This window comes from Streptomyces sp. NBC_01268 (assembly GCF_036240795.1).
Lineage (GTDB): Bacteria > Actinomycetota > Actinomycetes > Streptomycetales > Streptomycetaceae > Streptomyces.
Window position 1 is genome coordinate 2,278,500 of the sequence record NZ_CP108454.1, and the last position, 23,741, is coordinate 2,302,240.

Sequence of the window (23,741 nt, forward strand, 5' to 3'; positions counted from 1 at the left end):
CCCTTGCGACTGCCGCCGACGGCTACGCGCTCAGCGCGTGGACGTACGGCGCCGTCAGTTGTCGTCCTCGTCGATCAGGAAACCGCGCATCGGCGCCGGCGCCTGCTGCATCGGCTGCGGAGCCTGCGGACGGACCGGAGCCATCGGCTGGGTCATCGCCGGGGACATCTGCTGCTGACCGCCGTACGACGGGGCGCCGCCCATCGGGCCGTTGCCGCCGAAGGACGGGGCGGGGGCACCCGCCGAGGCCATCGAGGGCGACGGCGGCAGGGACGCGGTCGCGGGGGTGCGCGCCGGGGCCAGCGAGTCGTCGGCCTGGGTCTCCAGCTGACGCAGCTGCGACTCCAGGTACGACTTCAGGCGGGTCCGGTACTCACGCTCGAAGCCCCGCAGGTCCTCGACCTTGCGCTCGAGGGTCGCGCGGGCGGACTCCAGGGAGCCCATCGCGACGCGGTGCTTCTCCTGCGCGTCCCGCTCCAGGGCGTCGGCCTTGGCGCGGGCGTCCCGCTCCAGGCCCTCGGCGCGCGAACGCGCCTCGCCGACGATCTTGTTGGCCTCGGAACGGGCCTCCGCGATCGCCTGGTCGGCGGTCTGCTGGGCCAGCGAGAGGACACGCGCGGCGCTGTCGCCACCCGGGCCCTGGGCCGGCTGCATGGGCTGCATCTGCTGCTGCGGGTGACCCATGGGGCCGCCCTGCATGGGGCCACCCTGCATCGCGCCGGGACCCATGGGGCCGCCCTGCATCGCGCCGGGGCCCATCGGGCCGCCCTGCATGGGGCCACCCTGCATCGGGCCGCCCTGCATCGGGCCGGCGGGAAGCGCGGGGGCACCGGACGGCAGCTGCGGCGGGCCCATCTGCGGGGGCTGCTGCTGGGCCGGAGGTCCGGATATGGCGGCGGGCACGGGGGCGCCGGGACCGACGGGGCGGTCCTGCTGCTCCGGGGGCTTGCGCATGCCCTGCTGCTGCTGGTTCTGCGCGGCGGCACGGGTCGCGGCGGCCAGCTTGGCGCGCAGGTCCTCGTTCTCGCGGAGCAGACGGGTCAGTTCGCCTTCGACCTCGTCGAGGAAGGCATCGACCTCGTCCTCGTCATAGCCTTCTCGAAGTCGGACGGTCGTGAACTGCTTGTTCCGCACGTCCTCGGGGGTCAGCGGCATCTCTTCTTCACCTCTACGTAGTCGTCGGCAGTCGGCAAGACCGTATCGTCCACATTTCCCTCCACCATCACCTCGCGAAGTTGCTCACGACGGAGATCAGGATGTAGACGATGATCATCAGAACGAAGAAGGACAGGTCGAGTGCCACGCCCCCGAGACGCAGCGGCGGGATGAGCCGCCGCAGGAGCTTGAGCGGTGGATCGGTGACAGTGTAGGTGGCCTCCAGAACGACCACCATCGCCTTACCGGGTTGCCATGAACGGGCGAACTGGAAGACGTAGTCCATGACCAGCCGGAAGATCAGGAGGACAAGGAAGCACATCAGCGCGATGTAGACCACCTGCAGTGCGACGCCCATCCCGCGCTTCCCTCTCCCCTGGCTCTCGCTTGTCCGGCCTCGCGGCCGGGTCGTTCTCGGTCTCGTGTTCTCAGCTCTGGTTGAAGAATCCGCCCTCTGCGATACGGGCCTTGTCCTCCGCCGTGACATCGACGTTAGCAGGCGACAACAGGAACACCTTCTGCGTCACGCGCTCAATGCTGCCATGGAGCCCGAAGACGAGTCCGGCGGCAAAGTCGACAAGTCGCTTCGCGTCGGTGTCGTCCATCTCCGTGAGATTCATGATCACCGGGGTGCCCTCACGGAAGTGTTCCCCGATGGTACGGGCCTCGTTGTAGGTCCGCGGGTGAAGCGTGGTGATGCGGTAGGGCTCCCGCTCGGACACGACCTTGGGCATGATCACCGGCGCGTTCTTCTCCAGGCTCGGGCGTTCGGGTGTGATGGATGCCACGGGGGCAATTCGGGCTGGACGCCCGCTCTCGGCGGGTACCGGGACAGAATGGGACACCGGCTCGCGGGGCGCGGGCGGGGAGATCACTCGTACCGGTTCCTCCCGTTCCACCTGGCGCGGGGGCTGGTGATGGCGCCGGTCACGCTCGGGCTCGGGCTCCAGCTCGGGTTCGAAGTCGTCGTCGGGGTCGAATCCCCGGCCGTCGTAACCATCGTCCTCCACGAGGCCGAGGTAGACCGCCATCTTGCGCATCGCGCCGGCCATGCTCTGCATCCTCCGCTCAGTGGTGGATCGCCCTTACCGAATGTCGCAGTGTCACCAAGTGCCCGCGATCCACGAGGTCCCCCCGCCTCCCTGGCGGAATGACCATATTTTCTGCTGTGGTCCGACTTGCTTCGCGACGTTACCCGAGCTTCGGGCGGACACCGAGTACCGCCGTACCGATGCGCACGTGTGTCGCTCCGGCCGCCACGGCCTCCTCGAGGTCCGCACTCATCCCTGCTGACACCATGTTCGCAGCCGGACGGGTCGCGCGCAGGACAGTCGACAAATCCATCAGCCGGTCGAAGGCGGCCCGTTGCCGTCCCGCGAACGGACCCGCGAGCGGGGCGACCGTCATCAGTCCGTCGAGCCGCAGTCCGGGCGCCGCGTCCACCGCGGCGGCCAACTCCTCGATGCCGTCGGGGGCCACCCCGCCCCGGTCGCCCCGGGCGCCGGACTCGGCGTCGAGGGCGACCTGGAGGAGGCAGCCGAGCTCGCGCTCCGCCTTCTCCGCGGCCGCGGAGAGAGAGGAGACCAGCTTCAAACGGTCGACGGACTGCACCACATCGGCATAACCCACCACGGAACGGACCTTGTTGGTCTGCAGCTGGCCCACGAAGTGCCAGTTCAGGTCGAGGTCCGCACAGGCGGCGGCCTTGGGGGCGGCGTCCTGGTCGCGGTTCTCGGCGACATGGCGCACCCCGAGTCCGTGCAGGATCCTCACGTCGCTCGCGGGGTAGGTCTTGGTGACCACGATGAGGGTCACCTCCTCCCGCGCTCGACCGGCGGCGGCGCAGGCGGCGGCGATGCGCTCCTCCACCCCGGCCAGGTTCTCGGCGAGTTCCGCGGTGCGGTCCGTCATGTCTCTTCCCGGTTCAGCCAGACATATCCCGCGAGTCGCCCGGTGGTGCGGTCGCGGCGGTACGAGTAGTGGTCCCGGGACTCCAGGGTGCAGACCCCGCTCGCCGCCACGTCGGTGACGCCGAGTCGGGCGAGCTGGTCCAGCACGCCCGCGGTGACGTCGACGGCGGGGGTTCCCCAGGAGGTCTCGGCGTGTGCGGCCGGTTCGACGGCGGCGACCTCGGCCCGCATCGCCTCGGGAACCTCGTAGCAGCGCCCGCAGACGGCGGGGCCGGTGCGGGCGACGATCCGCTCGGGGCGGGCCCCGAGTTCGGTCATCCGGGCCACCGCGGCCGGGACGACTCCGGCGACCATCCCGGGCCGCCCGGCGTGGGCGGCGGCGACGACACCGGCGACGGGGTCGGCGAGGAGGACCGGCACGCAGTCCGCGGTGAGCACCGCGAGGGCGAGTCCGGGCCGGTCGGTGACGAGGGCGTCGACCGAGGGGACGGGGTCCGTCCCCCAGGGCCCGTCCACCACGGCGACGTCGGCGCCGTGGACCTGGTTCATCCAGACCACCCGGGCCGGGTCGAGGCCCAGCCCGGTCGCGGCGCGCCCCCGGTTGGCGAGGACGGCCGCGGGGTCGTCACCGACGGCTCCGCCGAGGTTGAGCTCCTCGTACGGAACGGCGCTCACCCCGCCCCACCGGTCGGTGAAGGCGAAGTGGGCGCCGCTCGTGTCGTGACGCTGCCCTATCACTTCAAGAAGTCCGGGACATCCAGCTCTTCGGCCTGGCTGTCCGGGTACGGGCGGGCCGGCGGGACCACCGGCGAGGCGACGGGCGGCAGCGGGGTCTCGCTGACGGCCGGCATCGGCTCGACCGGGGCCACGGGCTCCTCGCGCGGGGCCACCGTGCCCAGACCGCCCAGCGGGCGGGAGGTCTCGGCGATGCGGGGGGCCGGGGCCGGCTCCTCGCGCTTGGCGGAGGCCGAGCCGATGATGTTGTCGCGACGGGCCGGCGGCTGGCCGCCGTCGAAGCCCGCGGCGATCACGGTGACCCGCACCTCGTCGCCGAGGGCGTCGTCGATGACGGCGCCGAAGATGATGTTCGCCTCGGGGTGGGCGGCCTCGCTCACCAGCTGGGCGGCCTCGTTGATCTCGAAGAGACCGAGGTCGCTGCCGCCGGAGATGGAGAGCAGCACACCGCGGGCCCCGTCGATGGAGGCCTCCAGGAGCGGCGAGGAGATCGCCATCTCGGCCGCGGCCACGGCGCGGTCGTCGCCGCGGGCGGAGCCGATGCCCATGAGGGCGGAACCCGCCTCGGACATGACCGACTTGACGTCGGCGAAGTCGAGGTTGATCAGACCGGGGGTGGTGATGAGGTCGGTGATGCCCTGGACACCGCTCAGCAGCACCTGGTCGGCCGACTTGAAGGCGTCGAGCACGGAGACCTGACGGTCCGAGATCGACAGCAGTCGGTCGTTCGGGATGACGATGAGGGTGTCGACCTCTTCGCGGAGCTCGGCGATGCCGTCCTCCGCCTGGTTGGCGCGCCGACGGCCCTCGAACGTGAACGGGCGGGTGACCACACCGATCGTCAGGGCGCCGAGCGAGCGCGCGATGTTGGCGACGACGGGTGCGCCGCCGGTGCCGGTGCCGCCGCCTTCGCCGGCGGTCACGAAGACCATGTCGGCCCCCTTGAGGACCTCCTCGATCTCCTCACGGTGGTCCTCTGCCGCCTTGCGACCGACGGCCGGGTTGGCCCCGGCCCCGAGGCCACGGGTGAGTTCACGGCCGACGTCCAGCTTGACGTCGGCGTCGCTCATCAACAGCGCCTGTGCATCGGTGTTGATGGCGATGAACTCGACGCCCTTGAGACCGACCTCGATCATTCGGTTGATGGCATTGACACCACCGCCGCCGACACCGATGACCTTGATGACTGCGAGGTAGTTCTGCGGTGCTGCCACGTCGAAGGCCTCTCGCCTCGAGTTACGTGTCGCCGCTTCGCGGTGGTTAGCGCGCCGCGACGACGGATGCCGATTGGGACGGTCCGAAACGCCGACCCAAACCCTAACGTTGAAGTTTAGGGTTACCAGTGTCTCTGTTCGCTGGACTCTTCCGAACAGGACACTAAGTCGACAAGTGGCGCACGTTCAACGAACACGCCGAACCTCCCGTTTTTCTTTTCACCCTATGTGATCACCCGTAGCGCTGGCCAACCAGGGTGCTGGCCAGGGCTGATGAGCGTCAACTTCCCGACGAAGCGGGCGCCGTGGGGGCACTTACATCGAAGTGTCCCGCTTTGGGAGTGGCCTTCATCAGCGCGGTCAGGACACGGGCCTTGACGGCCCCGTCCTCACCACTGCCCCAGAAGACCGTGCGCCCTCCGCCGAGCTCCAGGGTGATGGAGTCGTACGACTTGATCCGGACGACACGGGCGTCCCGGGCGATTTTCTCCGGGAGTTCGCCCGTCACGCCTACCGCCTCGCCGAGGAGCCGGTCCTCGTCGAAGCGGCGCAGGCTCGGCGAGGCGGCCGCGTCGAGGACCAGCCGGGGGACGCCGGAGGGCGCCTTGGCCACGGTGGCGAACCGCACACCACCGGCGTCCACTTCGGTGAACTTTCCGCCCTTTTCCATCAGGAGTACGGGCTTCCGTTCCGTCACTTTCAGACCGATTCCGTGCGGCCAGGACCGCACGACGTCCACGGTGTCGATCCGGGGCAGCCGTTCGCGCAGCCGTGCCGCGATGGAGTCGGTGTCGACGGAGACCATCGGCGCGCCGACGGGAACGGCCGCGACGCGCTCCACCTCGTCCGGGGTGAGCACCTCCGTGCCAAAGACGCTCACCCGCTCCACGCGGAGCCAGGCCGAGCCGTAGAGCGCCCAGACGCCGCCGGCCACGAGGGCGAGCGCGCCGAAGGAGGCCAGGAGCACCCGCGGGCCGGGCACCCGGAACCTCCGGGCGCCCGGTCGGGACGACGGCCCGGGCGAGCCCTTGGACCTGCCGCTCGGGCTCTTCCGGTCGGTCGCGGGTCCGGCTGCCACAGGGCGTCTCCCTTTCCGCCGCCGCTACGCCTGACGGCGGGCGGCGATCGCCTCGTACACCATGCCGACGAGGAGGTCGTCGGCGTCCCGGCGGCCGAACTCGGAGGCGGCGCGGGACATCTCGTACAGCCGGTGCGGATCGGCCAGTACGGGCAGGACGTTGCCCTGCACCCACTGCGGCGACAGCTCCGCGTCGTCGACGAGGAGTCCACCGCCCGCCTTGACCACCGGCTGGGCGTTCAGCCGCTGTTCGCCGTTGCCGATGGGCAGCGGGACGTAGGCGGCCGGCAGTCCGACGGCGGAGAGCTCGGCGACGGTCATCGCGCCCGCGCGGCAGAGCATCATGTCGGCGGCGGCGTACGCGAGATCCATCCGGTCCACGTACGGTACCGGCACGTACGGCGGCATTCCGGGCATGTTGTCGACACGCGGCAGCTCGTTCTTCGGGCCGACCGCGTGCAGGATCTGGATGCCCGAGCGCTGGAGCACCGGTGCGATCTGCTGGATGACCTCGTTGAGCCGCCGGGCGCCCTGGGAGCCGCCGGAGACCAGCAGGGTCGGCAGGTTCGGGTCGAGGCCGAAGGCGGCGCGCGCCTCGGGGCGGACCCGGGCCCGGTCGAGGGTCGCGATGGTGTGCCGCAGCGGGATGCCGATGTAGCGGGCGTTGCGCAGCTTGGAGTCCGGGGTGGCCACGCCGACCCCGGCCGCGTAGCGCGAGCCGATCTTGTTGGCCAGGCCGGGCCGGGCGTTGGCCTCGTGGACCACGATCGGCACGCCGAGCCGCTTGGCGGCCAGGTAGCCGGGCAGCGCCACGTAGCCGCCGAAGCCGACCACGCAGTCCGCCTTGGTGCGCTCCAGGACCTGCTCGGCGGCCTTGATGGTGCCGCGCAGCCGTCCGGGGACGGTGATCAGCTCAGGGGTGGGCTTGCGGGGCAGCGGCACGGCGGGGATGAGCGCCAGCTCGTAGCCCCGCTCGGGGACCAGCCGGGTCTCCAGGCCCTTCTCCGTGCCCAGCGCCGTGATCCCCACGGAGGGGTCCTGCCTGCGCAGGGCGTCCGCGAGTGCGAGCGCGGGCTCGATGTGGCCGGCTGTACCTCCGCCGGCGAGGACGACATGCACCGAAATTCACCGCTCTCCGGACGGACGCTTCTTGACGCGCCGTCGCATCGACTTCCATCTCCCCCCGACCCGCTTGCCCCAGCCGGGGCGGCGCATGGCCAGGGCCGCTTTCGCGGCGGGTTCCTGTCTCGCGAAGGCGATCAGGAGCCCGACGGCGAACATGGTCGGCAGCAGGGCCGATCCTCCGTAGGAGAACAGCGGGAGCGGGACTCCGGCGATCGGCAGCAGACCGAGCACCGCACCGATGTTGACCACGGCCTGCGCCGTGATCCAGGTGGTCACGCCTCCCGCGGCAAACCTGACGAAGGGGTCCTCCGTACGTCCGGCCACGCGGATACCCGCATAGCCTAGAGCCGCGAACAGGGCCAGCACCGACAGCGTCCCCGCCAGACCCAGTTCCTCGCCGGTGACGGCGAAGATGAAGTCGGTGTGCGCTTCGGGGAGTTGGCCCCATTTTTCCACACTCGCCCCGAGCCCGGAACCGAACCATCCGCCCGAGGCCAGAGCGTAGATCCCGTGCGCTGCCTGGAGGCACGGGGCGCCTTCTCCGCCGGGATCGGTGGCACCGATGCAGGCGAAGCGCTTCAGCCGGTTGTCGCTGGTCTTGATCAGCAGGAACCCGATGGCCCCGGCCACCGAGAGCACGCCGACGAAGAGCCGGGTGGGGGCGCCGGCGGTCCACAGCAGTCCGAAGAGGATCGCCGAGAGGATGATCGCCGTGCCCATGTCACCACCCAGCATGATGAGCCCCAGCAGCAGAAACGTTCCGGGCACCAGCGGGACGAGCATGTGCTTCCACTGCGTGAGCAACTTCATGTCCTGCTTGCGGGCGAGCAGGTCGGCCCCCCACAGGATCAGCGCCAGCTTGCCGAACTCGCTGGGCTGCAGCATGAACGGTCCGCCCAGTGAGATCCAGTTCTGGTTGCCGCCGACCGCCACCCCTATCCCCGGCACCTGGACGAGCACCATCAGGAAGATCGCCCCGACCAGGATCGGGTAGGCCAGCGCCCGGTGCAGCTTCACCGGCATCCGGGAGGCCACGAGCAGCAGCCCCGCCCCGAGCAGCGCCGCGAAGAACTGCTTGCGGAAGAAGTACGAGGGCACCAGGTCGTAGCGCAGCGCCGTGATCATCGAGGCCGAGTAGACCATCACCAGGCCGAGCGCGGTGATGAGCAGCCCGGCGCCGACGATGACGTAGTACGCGGTGAGCGGCCGGTCCCAGGTCCTGCGGGCCCGCTCGTGGATCCCGCGAAGACCGCCCCGGCGTGGCTTCCTCGGCGCCGCCGGGGCGCGCCCTGAGCCGCGTACGGCGGACGGGTCGCGCGTCCCTGCGGTTCGGCTCGGCATGATCGCCGTCCCCTCCAGTCGTGCCCGGTCCGGCCGGACCTCCTTGCTGGTCAGGTCAGGCGCGTCCGGTCGCCGCGAGACTGCGGACGGCGTCCGCGAAGGCCTCGCCGCGCTTGTTGTAGTTGGTGAACATGTCCATCGAGGCACAGGCCGGGGCCAGCAGGACCGTGTCCCCCGGCCGGGCGAGCGAGGCCGCCTCCTGGACCGCCGCGGACATCGCCCCAGTGTCGGTCCGGTCGAGGTCCACCACCGGGACCTCGGGGGCGTGTCGGGCCAGCGCTTCGCGGATCAGCGCGCGGTCCCGGCCGATCAGTACGACGCCGCGCAGCCGCTGCGCCGCGTTGCGGACCAGCTCGTCGAACGCGGCGCCCTTGGCCAGGCCGCCGGCGATCCAGACGATCGGGTCGTAGGACGCCAACGAGGCTTCGGCGGCGTGGGTGTTGGTCGCCTTGGAGTCGTCGACGTAGACCACGCCCTCGATCTCCTCGACCAGCTCGATGCGGTGCGGGTCGGGCCGGAAGGCCCGCAGCCCGTCCCGTACGGCCTTCGGCTCGACGCCGAAGGCGCGGGCGAGGGCGGCCGCGGCGAGGGCGTTGGCGATGTTGTGCGGGGCCGGCGGCTGGACGTCCGCGACCTCCGCCAGCTCCTGGGCGTTCTTCTGCCGGTTCTCGACGAAGGCCCGGTCGACGAGGATGTCCTCGACGATGCCGAGCTGCGAGGGGCCGGGGGTGCCGAGGGTGAAGCCGATCGCCCGGCAGCCCTCCTCGACGTCGGCCTCGCGGACCAGGTCCTCGGTCGCCTTGTCGCCCACGTTGTAGACGCAGGCGACCTGGTTGCCCTCGTAGATCCGGCCCTTGTCGGCGGCGTACGCCTCCATGGAGCCGTGCCAGTCGAGGTGGTCGGGCGCCAGGTTGAGCACGGCGCCCGAGTGGGCGCGCAGCGAGGGCGCCCAGTGCAGCTGGTAGCTGGAGAGCTCCACGGCGAGCACGTCGTACTCCTCGTCGCCGAGGACGGCGTCGAGGAGCGAGACGCCGATGTTGCCGACGGCTGCGGTCCGCAGGCCGGCCGCCTCCAGGATTGAGGCGAGCATCCGCACGGTCGTGGTCTTGCCGTTGGTGCCGGTGACCGCGAGCCAGGGGGCCGGGGTCCTTCCGGGCCGGGATCCCCGCAGGCGCCAGGCCAGCTCGACGTCGCCCCAGATCTCCACGCCCGCCTCGGCGGCGGCCAGGAACAGGGGCTTGTCGGGCTGCCAGCCCGGGGCGGTGACGATCAGTTCGGTGCCGGGCGGCAGGGTCGCCCCGTCGCCGAGGCGGACGGTGACGCCCTCCGCCTCCAGCTCCGCGGCCTGCGCCCGGGAGCGCTCGTCGTCGCCGTCGTTGACGACCGTGACGACCGCGCCCAGGCCGTGCAGGACACGGGCGGCGGGGATGCCGCTCACGCCGAGCCCGGCGACGGTGACGCGCTTGCCCTGCCAGTCCAGCTCGCTCACTTCTCTGCTGCCCATCCCGCGTAGAAGAGGCCCAGGCCCACGATCACGCACATGCCCTGGATGATCCAGAACCGGACGACGACCAGGACTTCCGACCACCCCTTGAGTTCGAAGTGGTGCTGGAGCGGTGCCATCCGGAAGACGCGCTTGCCGGTCATCTTGAACGAGCCGACCTGGATGACCACGGACATCGTGATCATCACGAAGAGGCCGCCGAGGAGGGCCAGCAGCAGCTCCGTACGGGAGCAGATGGCGAGACCGGCCAGCGCGCCGCCGAGGGCCAGCGAGCCGGTGTCACCCATGAAGATCTTGGCGGGCGAGGTGTTCCACCACAGGAAGCCGAAGCAGGCGCCCATCAGCGCGGAGGCGACGACGGCGAGGTCGAGTGGATCGCGGACCTCGAAGCAGGCGTTCGGGTTGGTCAGCGTCATCGCGTTGGCGCAGGACTCCTGGAACTGCCAGAGCCCGATGAAGGTGTACGCGCCGAAGACCATCACCGACGCGCCGGTGGCCAGGCCGTCCAGACCGTCCGTCAGGTTCACGCCGTTGGACATGGCCAGGATCATGAAGAGCGCCCAGACCACGAACAGCACCGGGCCGATGGACCAGCCGAAGTCGGTGATGAAGGAGAGCTTCGTGGAGGCCGGGGTGTTGCCGCGCAGGTCCGCGAACTGCAGCGAGAGCACGGCGAAGGCGATGCCGACGATGAGCTGGCCGGCCATCTTCGCCTTGGCCCGCAGGCCCAGCGAACGCTGCTTGACGATCTTGATGTAGTCGTCGAGGAAGCCGACCAGGCCCATTCCGGCCATCAGGAACAGCACCAGCACGCCCGAGTACGTCGGGTCCTCGCCGGTGATGACCTTGGCCAGGGCGTACGCGATGATCGTGGCCAGGATGAAGGAGATACCGCCCATGGTGGGCGTGCCCTTCTTCCCGGCGTGGCCGCGCGGGCCGTCGTCGCGGATGAACTGCCCGTATCCCTTGCGGGCGAGCAGCTTGATGAGCAGCGGGGTGCCGATCAGGGTCAGGAAGAGGCCGATGGCCCCCGCGAAGAGGATCTGCCTCATCGGCCGGCGACCTCGCCCTCGGCCGTGTCGAGCAGTGCCAGGGCGATCCGCTCCAGACCCACCGACCTGGACGCCTTCACCAGGACGATGTCCCCCGGTCGCAGCTCACTGCGCAACAGGTCGACCGCCGCCTGCGCGTCGGACACGTGCACCGACTCCTCACCCCACGAACCCTCGTTATAGGCGCCCAGTTGCAGCCAGGACGCTTCCCTGTCCCCGACCGCCACGAGCTTGCTGACGTTGAGCCGGACGGCGAGCCGTCCGACCGCGTCGTGCTCGGCGAGCGACTCGTCCCCGAGCTCGGCCATCTTGCCGAGCACCGCCCACGTCCGGGAGCCCCTGGCCTGTGCGGGCCTGCCCATGGCCGCGAGCGCGCGCAGAGCGGCTCGCATGGACTCGGGGTTCGCGTTGTAGGCGTCGTTGACGATCGTCACGCCGTCCGGACGCTCGGTGACCTCCATGCGCCAGCGGGACAGGTTGCCTGCCTCGGAGAGCGCGGTGGCGATCTCCTCGACGGGCATGCCGACCTCATGGGCGACGGCGGCCGCGGCGAGCGCGTTCGACACGTGGTGCTCACCGTACAGGCGCAAGGTCACGTCGCTGCACCCGGTGGGTGTGTGAAGCCTGAAAGAGGGCTGTCCGTTCTCTGTGAGCCGGACATTCTCGGCACGTACGGCCGCGTCCTCGGCCTCGCCGAAGAGGATGACCCGGGCCGTGGTGCGGCTCGCCATGGCCCGTACGAGCGGGTCGTCGGCGTTGAGGACGGCGACGCCGCCGTCGGCCGCGGCCGGCAGCGACTCGACCAGCTCGCCCTTGGCCTGGGCGATCTGCTCGCGGCCGCCGAACTCGCCGATGTGCGCGGTGCCCACGTTGAGGACCAGGCCGATCCGCGGCGGGGTGAGACCGGTGAGGTAGCGGATGTGGCCGATTCCGCGCGCTCCCATCTCCAGGACGAGGTGCCGGGTCCCGGCGTCGGCCTTCAGCGCGGTCAGCGGCAGGCCGATCTCGTTGTTGAGGGAGCCGGGCGTCCACACGGTCGGCGCGTGACGCTCCAGGACCTGGGCGATCAGGTCCTTGGTGGAGGTCTTGCCGGCCGATCCGGTGAGCGCGACGACGTCGGTGCCGAGGCGTTCGACCACCGCGCGGGCCAGCGCCCCGAGCGCGGCCTGCACGTCGGGCACGACGATCGAGGGCACGCCGACGGGGCGGGCGGCGAGCACCGCCGCCGCGCCCGCCTGGACGGCGCGCTCCGCGTAGGCGTGGCCGTCGACGTGCTCGCCGGCGAAGGCGGCGAAGAGGCTGCCGGGCTTCACCTCGCGGGAGTCGATGACGACGGGACCGGTGACCTGGACGGCCTGATCCGGTATGTCGTGCGGCTGCCCGCCGACGATTTCGGCGATCTCGGCGAGGGAGAGGGCGATCACTGCTTCATCCCTGACTGTTCTCGTGACGGTGTGCGTCCCGCGTGTCCTGCGCGTTCTGCGCCTGCTGTGCGTCCTGCTCGTTCCGCGGGTCCTGTCGGGCGCCGCGGGCCAGGACGGCCTCGCGCAGCACCTGGCGGTCGTCGAAGGGGCGGACCACTCCGGCGGCCTCCTGGCCCTGCTCGTGGCCCTTGCCCGCGACCAGGACGGTGTCACCGGGCCGGGCCCGGGCCACGGCCGCCGCGATGGCGGCCGCCCGGTCGGCGTCCACGAGGACCTCGCCGCGCTCGGCGGCGGGGACCTCGGCGGCACCCGCGAGCATCGCGGTGAGGATCGCGAGCGGGTCCTCGGAGCGCGGGTTGTCGGAGGTGAGCACGGCGGTGTCGGCGAGCCGGGCCGCCGCGGCGCCCATCGGGCCGCGCTTGGTGGTGTCGCGGTCGCCGCCGCAGCCGATGACGACGTGCAGCCTGCCGCGGGTCACCTCGCGCAGCGAGCGCAGGACCGATTCGACGGCGTCCGTCTTGTGCGCGTAGTCGACGACCGCGAGGTACGGCTGGCCGGCGTCGATCCGCTCCAGGCGGCCCGGGACGCCGGGGACGGCGGCGACGCCGTCGGCGGCGGTCTGCGGGTCGAGCCCGGCGGTGGCGAGGGTGACGATCGCGGCGAGGGTGTTCGCGACGTTGAACGGACCGGGCAGCGGCGCGGTGGCCGAGATCCGCTGTCCGTCCGGGCCGAGGACGGTGAAGGAGGAGTCGGCGGGGCCGGTGACGACGTCCACGGCGCGCCAGTCGGCGTCCGGGTCGCCGGCGGCGGAGAAGGAGACGACCGGGACGCCCGACTCCTTGACCAGCCGGCGGCCGTAGGCGTCGTCCAGGTTCACCACGCCGCGTTTGCTGCGCTCGGGGGTGAACAGGCGCGCCTTGGCCTGGAAGTAGTCCTCCATGTCGGAGTGGAACTCCATGTGCTCCGGGCTCAGGTTGTTGAAGACGGCGACGTCGAAGACGCAGCCGTCTACCCGGCCGAGCACGAGGGCGTGGCTGGAGACCTCCATGGCGACCGCCTCGACCCCGCGCTCGCGCATGACGGCGAAGAGGGCCTGGAGGTCGGTGGCCTCGGGGGTGGTCCGCTCGGACTTGATGCGCTCGTCGCCGATGCGCATCTCGACGGTGCCGACCAGGCCCGTCGCGCGGCCCGCGCCGCGCAGTCCGCCCTCGACGAGGTAGGCGGTGGTGGTCTTGCCGGAGGTGCCAGTGATGCCGATCTGCAGCAGGTCGGCGCCGGGCCGACCGTAGATCTCCGCGGCGAGCTCGCCCATGCGTCCGCGCGGGTCCTCGGCGACCAGGACCGGCAGGCCGGTCGCGGCGGCGCGTTCGGCGCCGGCCGGGTCGGTCAGGATCGCGGCGGCGCCGAGTCCGGCGGCCTGGGCGACGAAGTCGGCGCCGTGCATCCGGGCGCCGGGCAGGGCCGCGTACACGTCACCCGGACGCACCGCCCGGGAGTCGTGCGTGATGCCCGTGACCTCCGTGGAGCCGGTCGTGGTTCCGGCGTCGGTGGGCTCGGTGCCCAGCCGTGCGGCGAGCTCGCCCAGGGGTGTCGGGCGGAGCCGCTCCGGGCGGGGCGGGGTGGTTCGGTACTGATCAGCGTGTGGCACGGCGGTGAGCGTACCGGGCGCACCGGCCGAGGGGCTAAATGAGGCCACGGCCTCGCCGGAGTTCGATTTCCGGTTCCCGGAACGGGGGGTGATGGTGGTCACTGGTGCTCCCGGTGTGTCACGGGGTCGGTTTGAACGTCGTGGGCAGGCGGGCGGGCTCGCTGCCGGTGGGGGCGACATGGAGGGTCTTGAGGGCGAACTCCATGACCTTCTTGTAGATCGGTCCGCAGATCTGGCCGCCGAAGTAGCTGCCCTTGGTGGGGTTCTGGATGGCGCAGTAGACGGCGATCCGGGGCTGGTCGGCGGGGGCGAAGCCGGCGAAGGAGGCGGTGTAGCCCTTGTAGACGCCGAGTTCGGGGTCGACCCGGTTGGCGGTGCCGGTCTTGCCGGCGACCCGGTAGCCGGGGATGGCCGCCCTGCTGCCGGTGCCCTCCTCGTCGTCGACGACGGACTCCAGCATCTGGCCGAGGGTCTTGGCGGTCTTCTCGCTGACCACCCGGCTCTCCTTGGGCGCCGGCGCGGGGGTGAAGCGCCCGTCGGGCCCCTTGGTGCCGCGTACCAGGGTCGGCTCGATCCGTACGCCTCCGTTGGCGATGGCCTGGTAGACGGAGGTGGCCTGCATGGCGCTGAGCGAGAGGCCCTGGCCGAAGGGGATCGTGTACTGCTGCGAGGTCGACCAGTCGTCGGGCTTGGCGAGGATGCCGGGGGTCTCGCCGGGGAAGTCGAGGCCGGTCGGGCTGCCGACGCCGAACTTGCGCAGATAGCTGTAGAGCACCCGGTTGGCCTCGGCCTGGTTCTTGCCGAGCTGCCCGGTGGCGAGGATGGTGCCGATGTTGCTGGACCGGGCCAGGACGCCGTTGAGGGTCAGGTACCAGGTGATGTGGTCGATGTCGTCGCTGAAGAGGCGGTCGCCGCGGTGCAGCCGGTTGGGGACCGTGACCCGGGTGCCGGCGGTGGCGGCGCCCTCCTCCAGGACGGCGGCCATGGACATCACCTTGCTGGTGGAGCCGGGCTCGTAGGCGTCCTGGAGGGCGGCGTTGCCCATGGCGGTGGCGTTGGCCTGGGAGAGGTCGTTGGGGTCGAAGCCGGGGGCGTTGGCCATCGCGAGGACCTCGCCGGTCCTGGTGTCCTGCACGACGACGTAGCCGCGGTCGGCCTTGGACTTCCTGACCTGGTCGGTGATGGCCTGCTGGGCGGCCCACTGGATGTCCCGGTCGATGGTCAGCTCGATGTCGGAGCCGGGCACCGCCGGGGTGCCCTGGGAGCCCGCGGTGGGCACCCGGCGCCCGCCGGACTGGGCGAACCTGATCTTGCCGTCCTTGCCGGCCAGGTCCGCGTCCAGCATGGACTCCACGCCGCCGGCGCCACGGCCCTCGGCGTTGACGTAGCCCAGTATCCCGGCGGCCAGCTCGCCGTTCGGGTACACGCGCTTGGTGACCGGCTCGCTGAGGATGCCGCCGAGCAGGCTGACGCCGTTGCCGCCGTTGGCCGGCTTCGCCTTCTGCTCGTAGACCTTCTTCAGGTCCTTGATCTGGTTCCAGACCTGCGGGGTCTGCTTGCGGGCGAGCAGGGTGTAGCGGGACTTGGGGGTGCGCAGCTTCTTCGCGAGGTCGGCGGGCTCCTTGCCGAGGAGCGGGGCGAGGAGCGCGGCGGCCTGTTCGGGGGCGTCCCTGACCTTGGACTCCTCGGGCGTGAAGAGCTTGGGGTCGGCGGTGATGTCGTACGCGTCGACGCTCGCGGCCAGCGCGACGCCGGACCGGTCGGTGATCTCGCCGCGGTCGGCGGAGAGCGTGTACTCCTGGTAGCGGTGCTTCTGGGCCTTGGCCGCGTAGGCGCTGGCGTCCACGGCCTGCACCTGGAGCAGCCGCACCACGAACACCAGCATCACCAGGGTCAGCCCGAGGGAGACCAGGCGCAGCCGGGGCTTGGGGCTGCCGAGCCGGATGGTGCGCGGCCTGGCCGGCGGCCGGGGCGCGGGGCGCCGTGCCTGCGCGGGCCGCGGCGCGGGGCGGCCGGGGGCCGGGGGGCGCGGGCGGGCGGGCCGGGCGGGGCCGGGGACGCGGCGGCGCGGGGGCTCCTTGGAGGGCACGGGGTCACCTGCCGGAGGTCGTGGGGGCGGTCGCGGTGCTGTTCGGCGTGTCGGGGTTCTTCGACGCGGGCGGCTTCGGCGTGTCGCCGGATCTCGCGGGCCCGCCGGTGGCCGGGGTCCGGCCGGCCGGCGGAGTCGTGCTCGCGGCGTTCGGGGTGTTCGCGCCGGTGGCCGGGTCGGCCGCGGGCGGGGTGGGCGTCGGCGTGGGCTTCGGCGAGGCGGCCTTCGAGGGGACGCCGCGCACCGTGCCGTCGGGGTCCAGGAAGACGGGGCTGCCGCCCGGCACCATGCCGAGCTCCCGGGCGCGCCGCTCCAGGGCGTCGGGGGCGGAGCTGTCGTCCACGTCCCGCTGGAGGGCCTGCTCCTCGTCGGTGAGCTCGGTGGTCTTCTTCTTCAGCTCGCTGAGCTCGAAGGAGCCCTGGTTGAGGGCGGAGTTGAGCAGCAGCAGGCTGATCAGGCCACCGCCGAGCAGCAGCACGACGAGCAGGACGAAGGGGGTCCGGGCCGCGCTGCTCGGCCCGGACGGCATCAGCCTCCCGAGCCGCGCGGCCCGCCCTTTGAGGGGCCCCTGTCGCGTCACGCGGATTCGTCCTCGCGGATCCGCTGGGCCCCCCGGAGCCGGGCCGGGGCCGCGCGGCGGTTCTCGGCGACCTCCTCCTCGGTGGGGAGTTCGGCGCCGCGGGTGAGCAGCTTGAGGCGGGGCTGGTAGCGCTCGGGGACGACCGGGAGGCCGGGCGGCGCGGTGTTCGCGGCGCCCGCCGCGAACACCTGCTTGACCAGCCGGTCCTCCAGGGAGTGGTACGAGAGGACGGCGATCCGGCCGCCGACGGCGAGGGCCTTGACGGCCGCCGGGATCGCCTCCTCCAGGACCGAGAGCTCCCCGTTGACCTCGATGCGCAGGGCCTGGAAGGTCCGCTTGGCGGGGTTGCCGCCGGTGCGCTTGGCGGCCTGGGGCAGCGAGTCGCGGATCAGCTCGACCAGCCGCGCGCTGTTGCTGAACGGCTCCTTCTCGCGCTCGCGCACGATCGCGGAGACGATCCGCTTGGCCTGCTTCTCCTCGCCGTACGCGCGCAGGATGCGGACCAGCTCGCCGGCCGGGTAGGTGTTGAGGACCTCGGCCGCGCTGATGCCCGTCGTCTGGTCCATGCGCATGTCGAGCGGGGCGTCCTGCGCGTAGGCGAAGCCGCGGTCGGCCTCGTCCAGCTGCATGGAGGAGACGCCCAGGTCGAACAGGACGCCGTCGACGCGCGGGATGCCGAGCCGGTCCAGGACCTCGGGCAGTTCGTCGTAGACCGCGTGGACCAGCGTGGCGCGCTCCCCGTACGGGGCGAGCCGCTCGCCGGAGAGGCGCAGCGCCTCCTTGTCCCGGTCCAGGGCGACGAGCCGCGCTTCGGGGAAGTTCCGCAGCAGCGCCTCGCTGTGGCCGCCGAGGCCGAGGGTGCAGTCGACGACGACCGCGCCGGGGCGCTCCAGTGCGGGGGCCAACATGTCCAGGCACCGCTGGAGCATCACCGGGACGTGTCGGTCGTTGCTCAATGCGCCCTCTCAGGTCCGGCGGAAACAGGTACCACCGGCGAGCGGAAGGAGGCCGAGCCGCAGGTACCGCCGCACATACGGGGGAGAAACGGCGAAAATCGCTCGATGTCTCCGTGAACTCCGCGTCACTTTAGTCCACCGGCCGGGCCGGTCAACCAACCGGCTGGCGCGTCGCGCACCCCGGTCGGCGCTCCCGGAAGGCTCCCGGAACCCTCCGGGCGGCTCACCCGGACGGCCCCGTCCCCGGACGGGCTGTGGGTTCCCTCACAACAAGGTTCATTGGCGCTCTTTGTCCACTCTCACAGCGGGCTCGGACAGTCCGTGACCGTTAACGTCGGAGACATGTCGACCTCTGCGCACTCCCCTGCCGACGCCATACACGACGCGAGCGCGGTCACCGATCGCCTCGTCACGGCGAACGCGCGTTACGCCGCCGACTTCACCGACCCCGGAATGGACGCGCGCCCCGTGCTGCACGTCGCCGTGGTCGCCTGTATGGACGCCCGCCTCGACCTGCACGCCGCGCTCGGCCTGGAGCTCGGCGACTGCCACACCATCCGCAACGCCGGCGGCGTGGTCACCGACGACGTGATCCGCTCGCTCACCATCAGCCAGCGGGCGCTCGGCACCCGCAGCGTGATGCTGGTGCACCACACCAACTGCGGCCTGGAGTCGCTGACCGAGGACTTCCGGCACGAGCTGGAGGACGAGGTCGGCCAGCGTCCGGCCTGGGCCGTGGAGGCCTTCCGCGACGTCGACCAGGACGTGCGCCAGTCGATGCAGCGGGTGCGCACCTCCCCGTTCCTGCTGCACACCGACGACGTCCGCGGCTTCGTCTTCGACGTGACGACGGGGCTGCTGCGGGAGATCAGCCCGGCCTGATCAACCCGGCACAAGGCAGCAAACCCCGGCAATTCACCCCGAGTTATCCACAGGGCGGTGGCCGGCAAGTGACACAACCCGGCCACGGCAACAAGAATGCACGGGTGACACCCCCCGGACCTCGTTCCGGGGGCAGGTGTCGGTGCTGCCGGAAGGGCCGAGGAGGGCCGGGTGACGACCTATGACGATCGAGCGAGCCTCACAGATCTGACCACCACAGCGGAGCGGGTGCGCAGGTCGGTGGAAGGCGTGATCGAGGGCAAGCCCGAGGTCGTACGGCTTGCGCTGACCGTGCTGCTCGCCGAGGGACACCTCCTGATCGAGGACGTCCCCGGCGTGGGCAAGACGATGCTCGCCAAGACGCTGGCGCGGTCCATCGACTGCTCGGTCCGCCGCATCCAGTTCACGCCCGACCTGCTGCCGTCGGACATCACCGGCGTGTCGATCTTCGACCAGCAGCGGCGCGAGTTCGAGTTCAAGCCCGGCGCGATCTTCGCCCAGATCGTGATCGGCGACGAGATCAACCGGGCCTCCCCCAAGACCCAGTCCGCGCTCCTGGAGTCCATGGAGGAGCGCCAGGTCACGGTCGACGGCCAGACCTACGAGCTGCCCGGACCGTTCATGGTGGTCGCCACCCAGAACCCGGTCGAGATGGAGGGCACCTACCCGCTGCCCGAGGCGCAGCGCGACCGCTTCATGGCCCGGGTCTCCATGGGATACCCGAGCGCCGAGGCCGAGCTCCAGATGCTCGACGTGCACGGCTCGGTCTCCCCGCTGGACGACCTCCAGCCGGTCGCCCACGCCCACGACGTGGTCAAGCTGATCGACGCCGTGCGCGGGGTGCACGTGGCCGAGGCCGTCCGCAGGTACGCGGTGGACATCGTGTCCGCCACCAGAACGCACCCGGACCTCAGGCTCGGCGCCTCCCCGCGCGCCACGCTGCACCTGCTGCGCGCGGCGAAGGCCTCCGCCGCGCTCAGCGGCCGCGATTTCGTGCTGCCCGACGACCTCCAGGCGCTCGCCGCGCCCGTGCTCGCCCACCGCCTGCTGCCCACCGCGCAGGCCCAGCTCAACCGGCGCACGGCCGAGCAGGTCGTCCAGGACATCCTCCAGCGCACGCCCGTCCCGGCCGCCGCGCCCCCGGCGCCGCCCGCCGGACCGCTCTACGGCCAGCAGCAGCCCGGCGCCCGGCGGCTGTGATGACCACCGCCGCCCCGCCGGGACAGCGGGAGGACGGCGACGACGACCGGGGCGGCCTGCGGGCCGCCCTCGGCGGACTCACCACCCGCGGCCGGTCCTTCCTGGCCGCCGGGATCGCCGCCGGAGTCTGCGCCTACGTGCTCGGCCAGGCCGACCTGCTGCGCGTCGGTCTGCTGCTCGCCGTGCTGCCGCTGGTCTGCGTCGTCGTGCTGCACCGCACCCGCTACCGGGTCGCGGGCAGCCGCCGGCTCTCCCCGCAGCGCGTCGAGACCGGCACGGAGGCCCGGGTCCACCTGCGCATGGACAACGTCTCCCGGGTGCCCACCGGGCTGCTGATGCTCCAGGACCACGTGCCGTACATGCTGGGCCCCCGCCCCCGCTTCGTGCTCGACCGCGTGGAGGCGGGCGGCCGCCGCGAGGTGTCCTACCGGGTCCGCTCCGACCTGCGCGGGCGCTTCGCCCTCGGCCCGCTCCAGCTGCGGCTCAACGACCCCTTCGGCATGTGCGAGCTGACCCGCTCCTTCAGCGCGTACGACACGCTGACCGTCATCCCCCGCACCGAACCGCTGCCGCCGGTGAGGCTGGCCGGCGAGTCCGCGGGGTACGGGGAGGGCCACCAGCGGGCGCTCGCCCTCGCCGGGGACGACGACATCATCCCCCGCGCCTACCGGCACGGCGACGACCTGCGCAGGGTCCACTGGCGCTCCACGGCCCGCTACGGCGAGCTGATGGTGCGCCGTGAGGAGCAGCCGCAGCGGGCCCGCTGCACCGTGCTGCTCGACACCCGCCGGATCGCCTACGAGGGCGGCGGACCCGACTCGGCCTTCGAATGGGCCGTCTCCGGCGCCGCCTCCGTCCTCGTGCACATGCTGGAGCGCGGCTACGCGGTGCGGCTGCTCACGGACACCGGCAGCAGCCTCCCCGGCGACGGCGCGGAGGGCTTCACCGGCTCCGGGCAGAACACGGCCGAGGCCGCCGGACTGATGATGGACACCCTCGCGGTCGTCGACCACTCCGACGGGGCCGGACTCTCCCGCGCGTACGACGTGCTGCGCGGCGGACACGAGGGCCTTCTGGTCGCCTTCGTCGGCGACCTCGACGAGGAGCAGGCGGCCCTGGCCGCACGGATGCGGCAGCGCGGCGGCGCCGCGGTCGCCTTCCTGCTGGACTCCGGGACCTGGCTGACCGGCGGCGCCGTCACCGGCGCGGTCGAGGACCGGCTGCGGCGGCTGCGGGAGGCCGGCTGGACGGCCCTCGCCGTTCCCCCGGGCACCCGCCTCGCCCAGCTCTGGCAGCAGGCCGGCGGCGCACAGAACCAGGCCCCCGCGGCCGACACGTACGGAGGTTGGTCATGAGCGGGCGCGGACGGCTGACGCTCGCGGCCTTCGGCGCGACGCTCCTGGCGTCGGCCGCGCTGCTGCCGCTGGTGAAGCCGGCGACCTGGATCTTCACCGCGGCGCTCGTGCTGGGCCTGCAGAGCGCGATCGGCACGATCACCCGGCGGGTGCCGCTGGCCCGGCCGCTCACCCTCGGCGCCCAGGCGGTCGTCACGCTCCTCGTGCTGACGGTGGTCTTCGCCCGTGAGCAGGCCGTCCTCGGCCTGCTGCCCGGGCCCGAGGTCCTCAGCACCTTCGGCTCGCTCTTCCAGGCGGGCGTGGACGACGTGGGGACCTACGCGATCCCCGCCCCCGACACGGCCGGCATCCGCCTGCTCCTCGTCGTCGGCGTGGCCGCCGTCGGGCTCCTCGTGGACGCCCTCGCGGTGACCTTCCGCACCGCCGCCCCCGCGGGACTCCCGCTGCTCGCCCTGTACTCGGTGGCCGCCGGACTCTCCGGCGGCGGTGCGGGCTGGCTGTACTTCCTGCTGGCCGCCACCGGCTATCTGCTGCTGCTCCTGGCCGAGGGCCGGGACAGGCTCTCCCAGTGGGGTCGGGTCTTCGGCGGCGCGCCCCGCTCGGGCCGGGCCGGCTCGGCCGTCGGTGACAGCGACTCCGCGTCCGCTCCGGTCCGGTCCGGACGGCGGATCGGCGCGGTCGCCCTGGGCATCGCGCTGGTGGTGCCGTTCGCCCTGCCCGGGCTGAGCGGCGGCATCTTCGGCGGCGCCGGGAAGGGCGAGGGCGCCGGCGGCAAGGGCGGCACGATCTCGGCGGTGAACCCGCTGGTCTCCCTCCAGAACGACCTGCGCCAGCCGGACGACCGCGAGGTGCTGCGCTACCGGACCAACGCCCGGGACACGTCCGGGATGTATCTGCGGCTCGTGGCGCTCGACCAGTTCGACGGGACGGCGTGGAAGTCCTCGGTCCGCCCCATCCAGGACGTGCCCGAGCTGCTGCCCTGGCCGGACGGCCTCGCCCAGGACGTCACCACCACCGAGGTCACCAGCAACTTCGTCGCCTCCACGGCGTACGAGCAGAAGTGGCTGCCGATGCCGTACCCGGTCTCGAAGGTCTCCATCGGCGGCAGCTGGCGGTACGAGCCGGCCGGGCGGATGCTCGTCGGCGACAACGGGCAGAACACCAAGGGCGCGCGGTACTCGGTGACCAGCCTGGACATCCGGCCCACCGCCGATCAGCTGGCCGCGGCGGCGCCCGCGCCGGAGAAGCTGCTCCGCGAGTACACCAAGGTCCCGGCCTCGCTCCCGGCCGACGTGCGGTCGACGGCCGTCGAGGTCACCCGCGGGGCGCGCAACGGGTACGAGCGGGCGGTGAAGCTGCAGAACTGGTTCGCCCGGGACGGCGGCTTCCGCTACGACGTCGAGGTCGACTCCGGCACCGGGGTCCAGGCGATCTCCCGCTTCCTGAAGGACAGGGAGGGCTTCTGCGTCCACTTCTCCTTCTCGATGGCCGCCATGGCCCGCTCCCTGGGCATCCCCGCCCGGGTGGCGGTCGGCTTCATGCCGGGCACCCCGCAGCCGGACGGCTCCCTGTCCGTCGGCATCCGGGACGCGCACGCGTGGCCCGAGCTGTACTTCGAGGGGGCGGGCTGGACCCGCTTCGAGCCGACGCCCTCGCGCGGCACGGTGCCGGAGTACACGCGCGAGCAGTCCGCCGGCGGGGCGGCGACCCCGTCGGCGCAGCCCTCCACCGGCGCGTCGGCCCAGCCCTCGGCGGCGCCGAGCGCCGCGGAGAGCTGCCCGCCGCAGCTGCGGCGGCTGGGCGAGTGCGGGCCGGACCAGGCGGCGGGGAGCGAGGCGGCGTCCGACTCGGGCCTGCCGCCCCTGCAACTGGCCCTGCTCCTGCTGGGCGTCCTGGTCCTCCTCGCCCTGCCCCTCCTGCCCTGGCTCTGGCGCACCCGGCTGCGGGCGAGGCGGCTGGGGCAGGGGGAGGTCCTCGCGGTCTGGTCGGAGATCAAGGACACGGCCTGGGACCACGGGGTGGCCCCGGACGACTCGCTGACACCGCGCGGGACGGCGGCGCGGCTGATCCGTCTGGGTGAGCTGCCGCCGGACGCGGCCGACGCGGTGCACCGGGTGGCGCGGGCGGTCGAGCAGGCGCTGTACGCGCCGCGCCCGCAGCCGGTTCCGGGCCTCTCCGAGGAGGCCGAGCCGATCCGCCGGGGCTTCCACGCGGCGGCCTCCCGCTCGAACCGCCTGCGGGCGGTGCTGGCGCCGCGCTCGACGGTCCGGGTGGCCTGGGCGACCCGGACCCGCTGGGACGCCCTCCGCACCACCGCCTCGACCCGCGCCCGCACCCTCTTCCGGCGCCCGTCGAGCGAGTCGCCCTGACGGGGGGGCGGGGCCGCGGTGCGCGGCCCCGCCCCCCCGTCGGGCCGACGCCGCCGGGTCCCGGACATGCCCGGTGTCGGGCCGAGGCGGACGGGAGTCCCGGACCTGGCCGGTCCGGGGTCGA

20 protein-coding genes are annotated in these 23,741 nt (G+C 72.4%); 4 read left to right on the top strand and 16 right to left on the bottom strand.

Features of this window, described 5'->3' with window-relative positions:
• Positions 1 to 54 precede the first annotated feature (54 nt).
• The 16 genes from OG309_RS09950 to rsmH all read right to left on the bottom strand — a co-directional run bounded on the left by OG309_RS09950 (position 55) and on the right by rsmH (position 17,811).
• Positions 55 to 1,155 carry a DivIVA domain-containing protein gene (locus OG309_RS09950; protein ID WP_329419845.1) on the bottom strand — a complete coding sequence of 367 codons (1,101 nt, stop codon included), beginning with the start codon at positions 1,153 to 1,155 and terminating at the stop codon, positions 55 to 57.
• Between the two features lie 67 nt (positions 1,156 to 1,222).
• A complete protein-coding gene (locus tag OG309_RS09955; RefSeq protein WP_329419846.1) occupies positions 1,223 to 1,513 on the bottom strand; it encodes a YggT family protein in 291 nt (96 codons plus the stop codon).
• 70 nt (positions 1,514 to 1,583) lie between these two features.
• Positions 1,584 to 2,207, bottom strand: a complete 624-nt coding sequence (locus OG309_RS09960) for a cell division protein SepF (RefSeq protein ID WP_329419847.1) — start codon at positions 2,205 to 2,207, stop codon at positions 1,584 to 1,586.
• Positions 2,208 to 2,346: 139 nt separating this feature from the next.
• The gene (locus OG309_RS09965) at positions 2,347 to 3,066 is read right to left on the bottom strand and encodes a YggS family pyridoxal phosphate-dependent enzyme (RefSeq protein ID WP_329419849.1); all 720 of its coding nucleotides are present in this window, start codon (positions 3,064 to 3,066) and stop codon (positions 2,347 to 2,349) included.
• Complete coding sequence (pgeF, locus tag OG309_RS09970; protein WP_329419850.1) at positions 3,063 to 3,803, bottom strand: peptidoglycan editing factor PgeF; 741 nt, start codon at positions 3,801 to 3,803, stop codon at positions 3,063 to 3,065. The genes OG309_RS09965 and pgeF overlap by 4 nt, the downstream gene beginning before the upstream one ends.
• Positions 3,800 to 5,014: a cell division protein FtsZ gene (ftsZ, locus tag OG309_RS09975; RefSeq protein ID WP_329419852.1), complete on the bottom strand. Its 1,215-nt coding sequence runs from the start codon at positions 5,012 to 5,014 to the stop codon at positions 3,800 to 3,802. The genes pgeF and ftsZ overlap by 4 nt, the downstream gene beginning before the upstream one ends.
• Positions 5,015 to 5,294: 280 nt before the next feature.
• Entirely contained in the window at positions 5,295 to 6,092 is a 798-nt protein-coding gene (locus tag OG309_RS09980) for a cell division protein FtsQ/DivIB (RefSeq protein WP_329419853.1), read from the bottom strand.
• A gap of 24 nt (positions 6,093 to 6,116) precedes the next feature.
• A complete protein-coding gene (gene murG, locus OG309_RS09985; protein WP_329419854.1) occupies positions 6,117 to 7,211 on the bottom strand; it encodes an undecaprenyldiphospho-muramoylpentapeptide beta-N-acetylglucosaminyltransferase in 1,095 nt (364 codons plus the stop codon).
• 6 nt (positions 7,212 to 7,217) lie between these two features.
• Positions 7,218 to 8,558 (bottom strand): putative lipid II flippase FtsW, encoded by a 1,341-nt coding sequence (ftsW, locus tag OG309_RS09990; protein ID WP_329419855.1) that lies wholly within the window; start codon positions 8,556 to 8,558, stop codon positions 7,218 to 7,220.
• Positions 8,559 to 8,613: 55 nt separating this feature from the next.
• Positions 8,614 to 10,062, bottom strand: coding sequence for a UDP-N-acetylmuramoyl-L-alanine--D-glutamate ligase (gene murD / locus OG309_RS09995; protein WP_329419856.1), 1,449 nt, complete (start codon positions 10,060 to 10,062; stop codon positions 8,614 to 8,616).
• Positions 10,044 to 11,114: a phospho-N-acetylmuramoyl-pentapeptide-transferase gene (mraY, locus tag OG309_RS10000; RefSeq protein ID WP_329419858.1), complete on the bottom strand. Its 1,071-nt coding sequence runs from the start codon at positions 11,112 to 11,114 to the stop codon at positions 10,044 to 10,046. The genes murD and mraY overlap by 19 nt, the downstream gene beginning before the upstream one ends.
• On the bottom strand, positions 11,111 to 12,538 hold the full coding sequence (locus OG309_RS10005; RefSeq protein ID WP_329419859.1) for a UDP-N-acetylmuramoyl-tripeptide--D-alanyl-D-alanine ligase: 1,428 nt from the start codon (positions 12,536 to 12,538) through the stop codon (positions 11,111 to 11,113). Before OG309_RS10005 ends, mraY begins: the two co-directional genes overlap by 4 nt.
• A 4-nt stretch (positions 12,539 to 12,542) precedes the next feature.
• Entirely contained in the window at positions 12,543 to 14,288 is a 1,746-nt protein-coding gene (locus OG309_RS10010; protein WP_402546508.1) for a UDP-N-acetylmuramoyl-L-alanyl-D-glutamate--2,6-diaminopimelate ligase, read from the bottom strand.
• 16 nt (positions 14,289 to 14,304) lie between these two features.
• Complete coding sequence (locus tag OG309_RS10015) at positions 14,305 to 16,275, bottom strand: peptidoglycan D,D-transpeptidase FtsI family protein (RefSeq protein WP_329419861.1); 1,971 nt, start codon at positions 16,273 to 16,275, stop codon at positions 14,305 to 14,307.
• A gap of 4 nt (positions 16,276 to 16,279) precedes the next feature.
• Positions 16,280 to 16,804, bottom strand: a complete 525-nt coding sequence (locus OG309_RS10020; RefSeq protein ID WP_329419863.1) for an FtsB family cell division protein — start codon at positions 16,802 to 16,804, stop codon at positions 16,280 to 16,282.
• Between the two features lie 47 nt (positions 16,805 to 16,851).
• On the bottom strand, positions 16,852 to 17,811 hold the full coding sequence (gene rsmH, locus OG309_RS10025; protein WP_329419864.1) for a 16S rRNA (cytosine(1402)-N(4))-methyltransferase RsmH: 960 nt from the start codon (positions 17,809 to 17,811) through the stop codon (positions 16,852 to 16,854).
• A 342-nt stretch (positions 17,812 to 18,153) separates the two neighbouring features.
• On the opposite strand from rsmH, the gene OG309_RS10030 reads away from it, so the two are divergent.
• The 4 genes from OG309_RS10030 to OG309_RS10045 all read left to right on the top strand — a co-directional run bounded on the left by OG309_RS10030 (position 18,154) and on the right by OG309_RS10045 (position 23,617).
• On the top strand, positions 18,154 to 18,693 hold the full coding sequence (locus OG309_RS10030; protein ID WP_329419865.1) for a beta-class carbonic anhydrase: 540 nt from the start codon (positions 18,154 to 18,156) through the stop codon (positions 18,691 to 18,693).
• A 171-nt stretch (positions 18,694 to 18,864) separates the two neighbouring features.
• Positions 18,865 to 19,893 carry an AAA family ATPase gene (locus tag OG309_RS10035; RefSeq protein ID WP_329419866.1) on the top strand — a complete coding sequence of 343 codons (1,029 nt, stop codon included), beginning with the start codon at positions 18,865 to 18,867 and terminating at the stop codon, positions 19,891 to 19,893.
• Positions 19,893 to 21,248: a DUF58 domain-containing protein gene (locus OG309_RS10040; RefSeq protein ID WP_329419868.1), complete on the top strand. Its 1,356-nt coding sequence runs from the start codon at positions 19,893 to 19,895 to the stop codon at positions 21,246 to 21,248. The genes OG309_RS10035 and OG309_RS10040 overlap by 1 nt, the downstream gene beginning before the upstream one ends.
• A complete protein-coding gene (locus tag OG309_RS10045; protein WP_329419869.1) occupies positions 21,245 to 23,617 on the top strand; it encodes a transglutaminase TgpA family protein in 2,373 nt (790 codons plus the stop codon). The genes OG309_RS10040 and OG309_RS10045 overlap by 4 nt, the downstream gene beginning before the upstream one ends.
• The last annotated feature ends 124 nt before the right edge of the window (positions 23,618 to 23,741 follow it).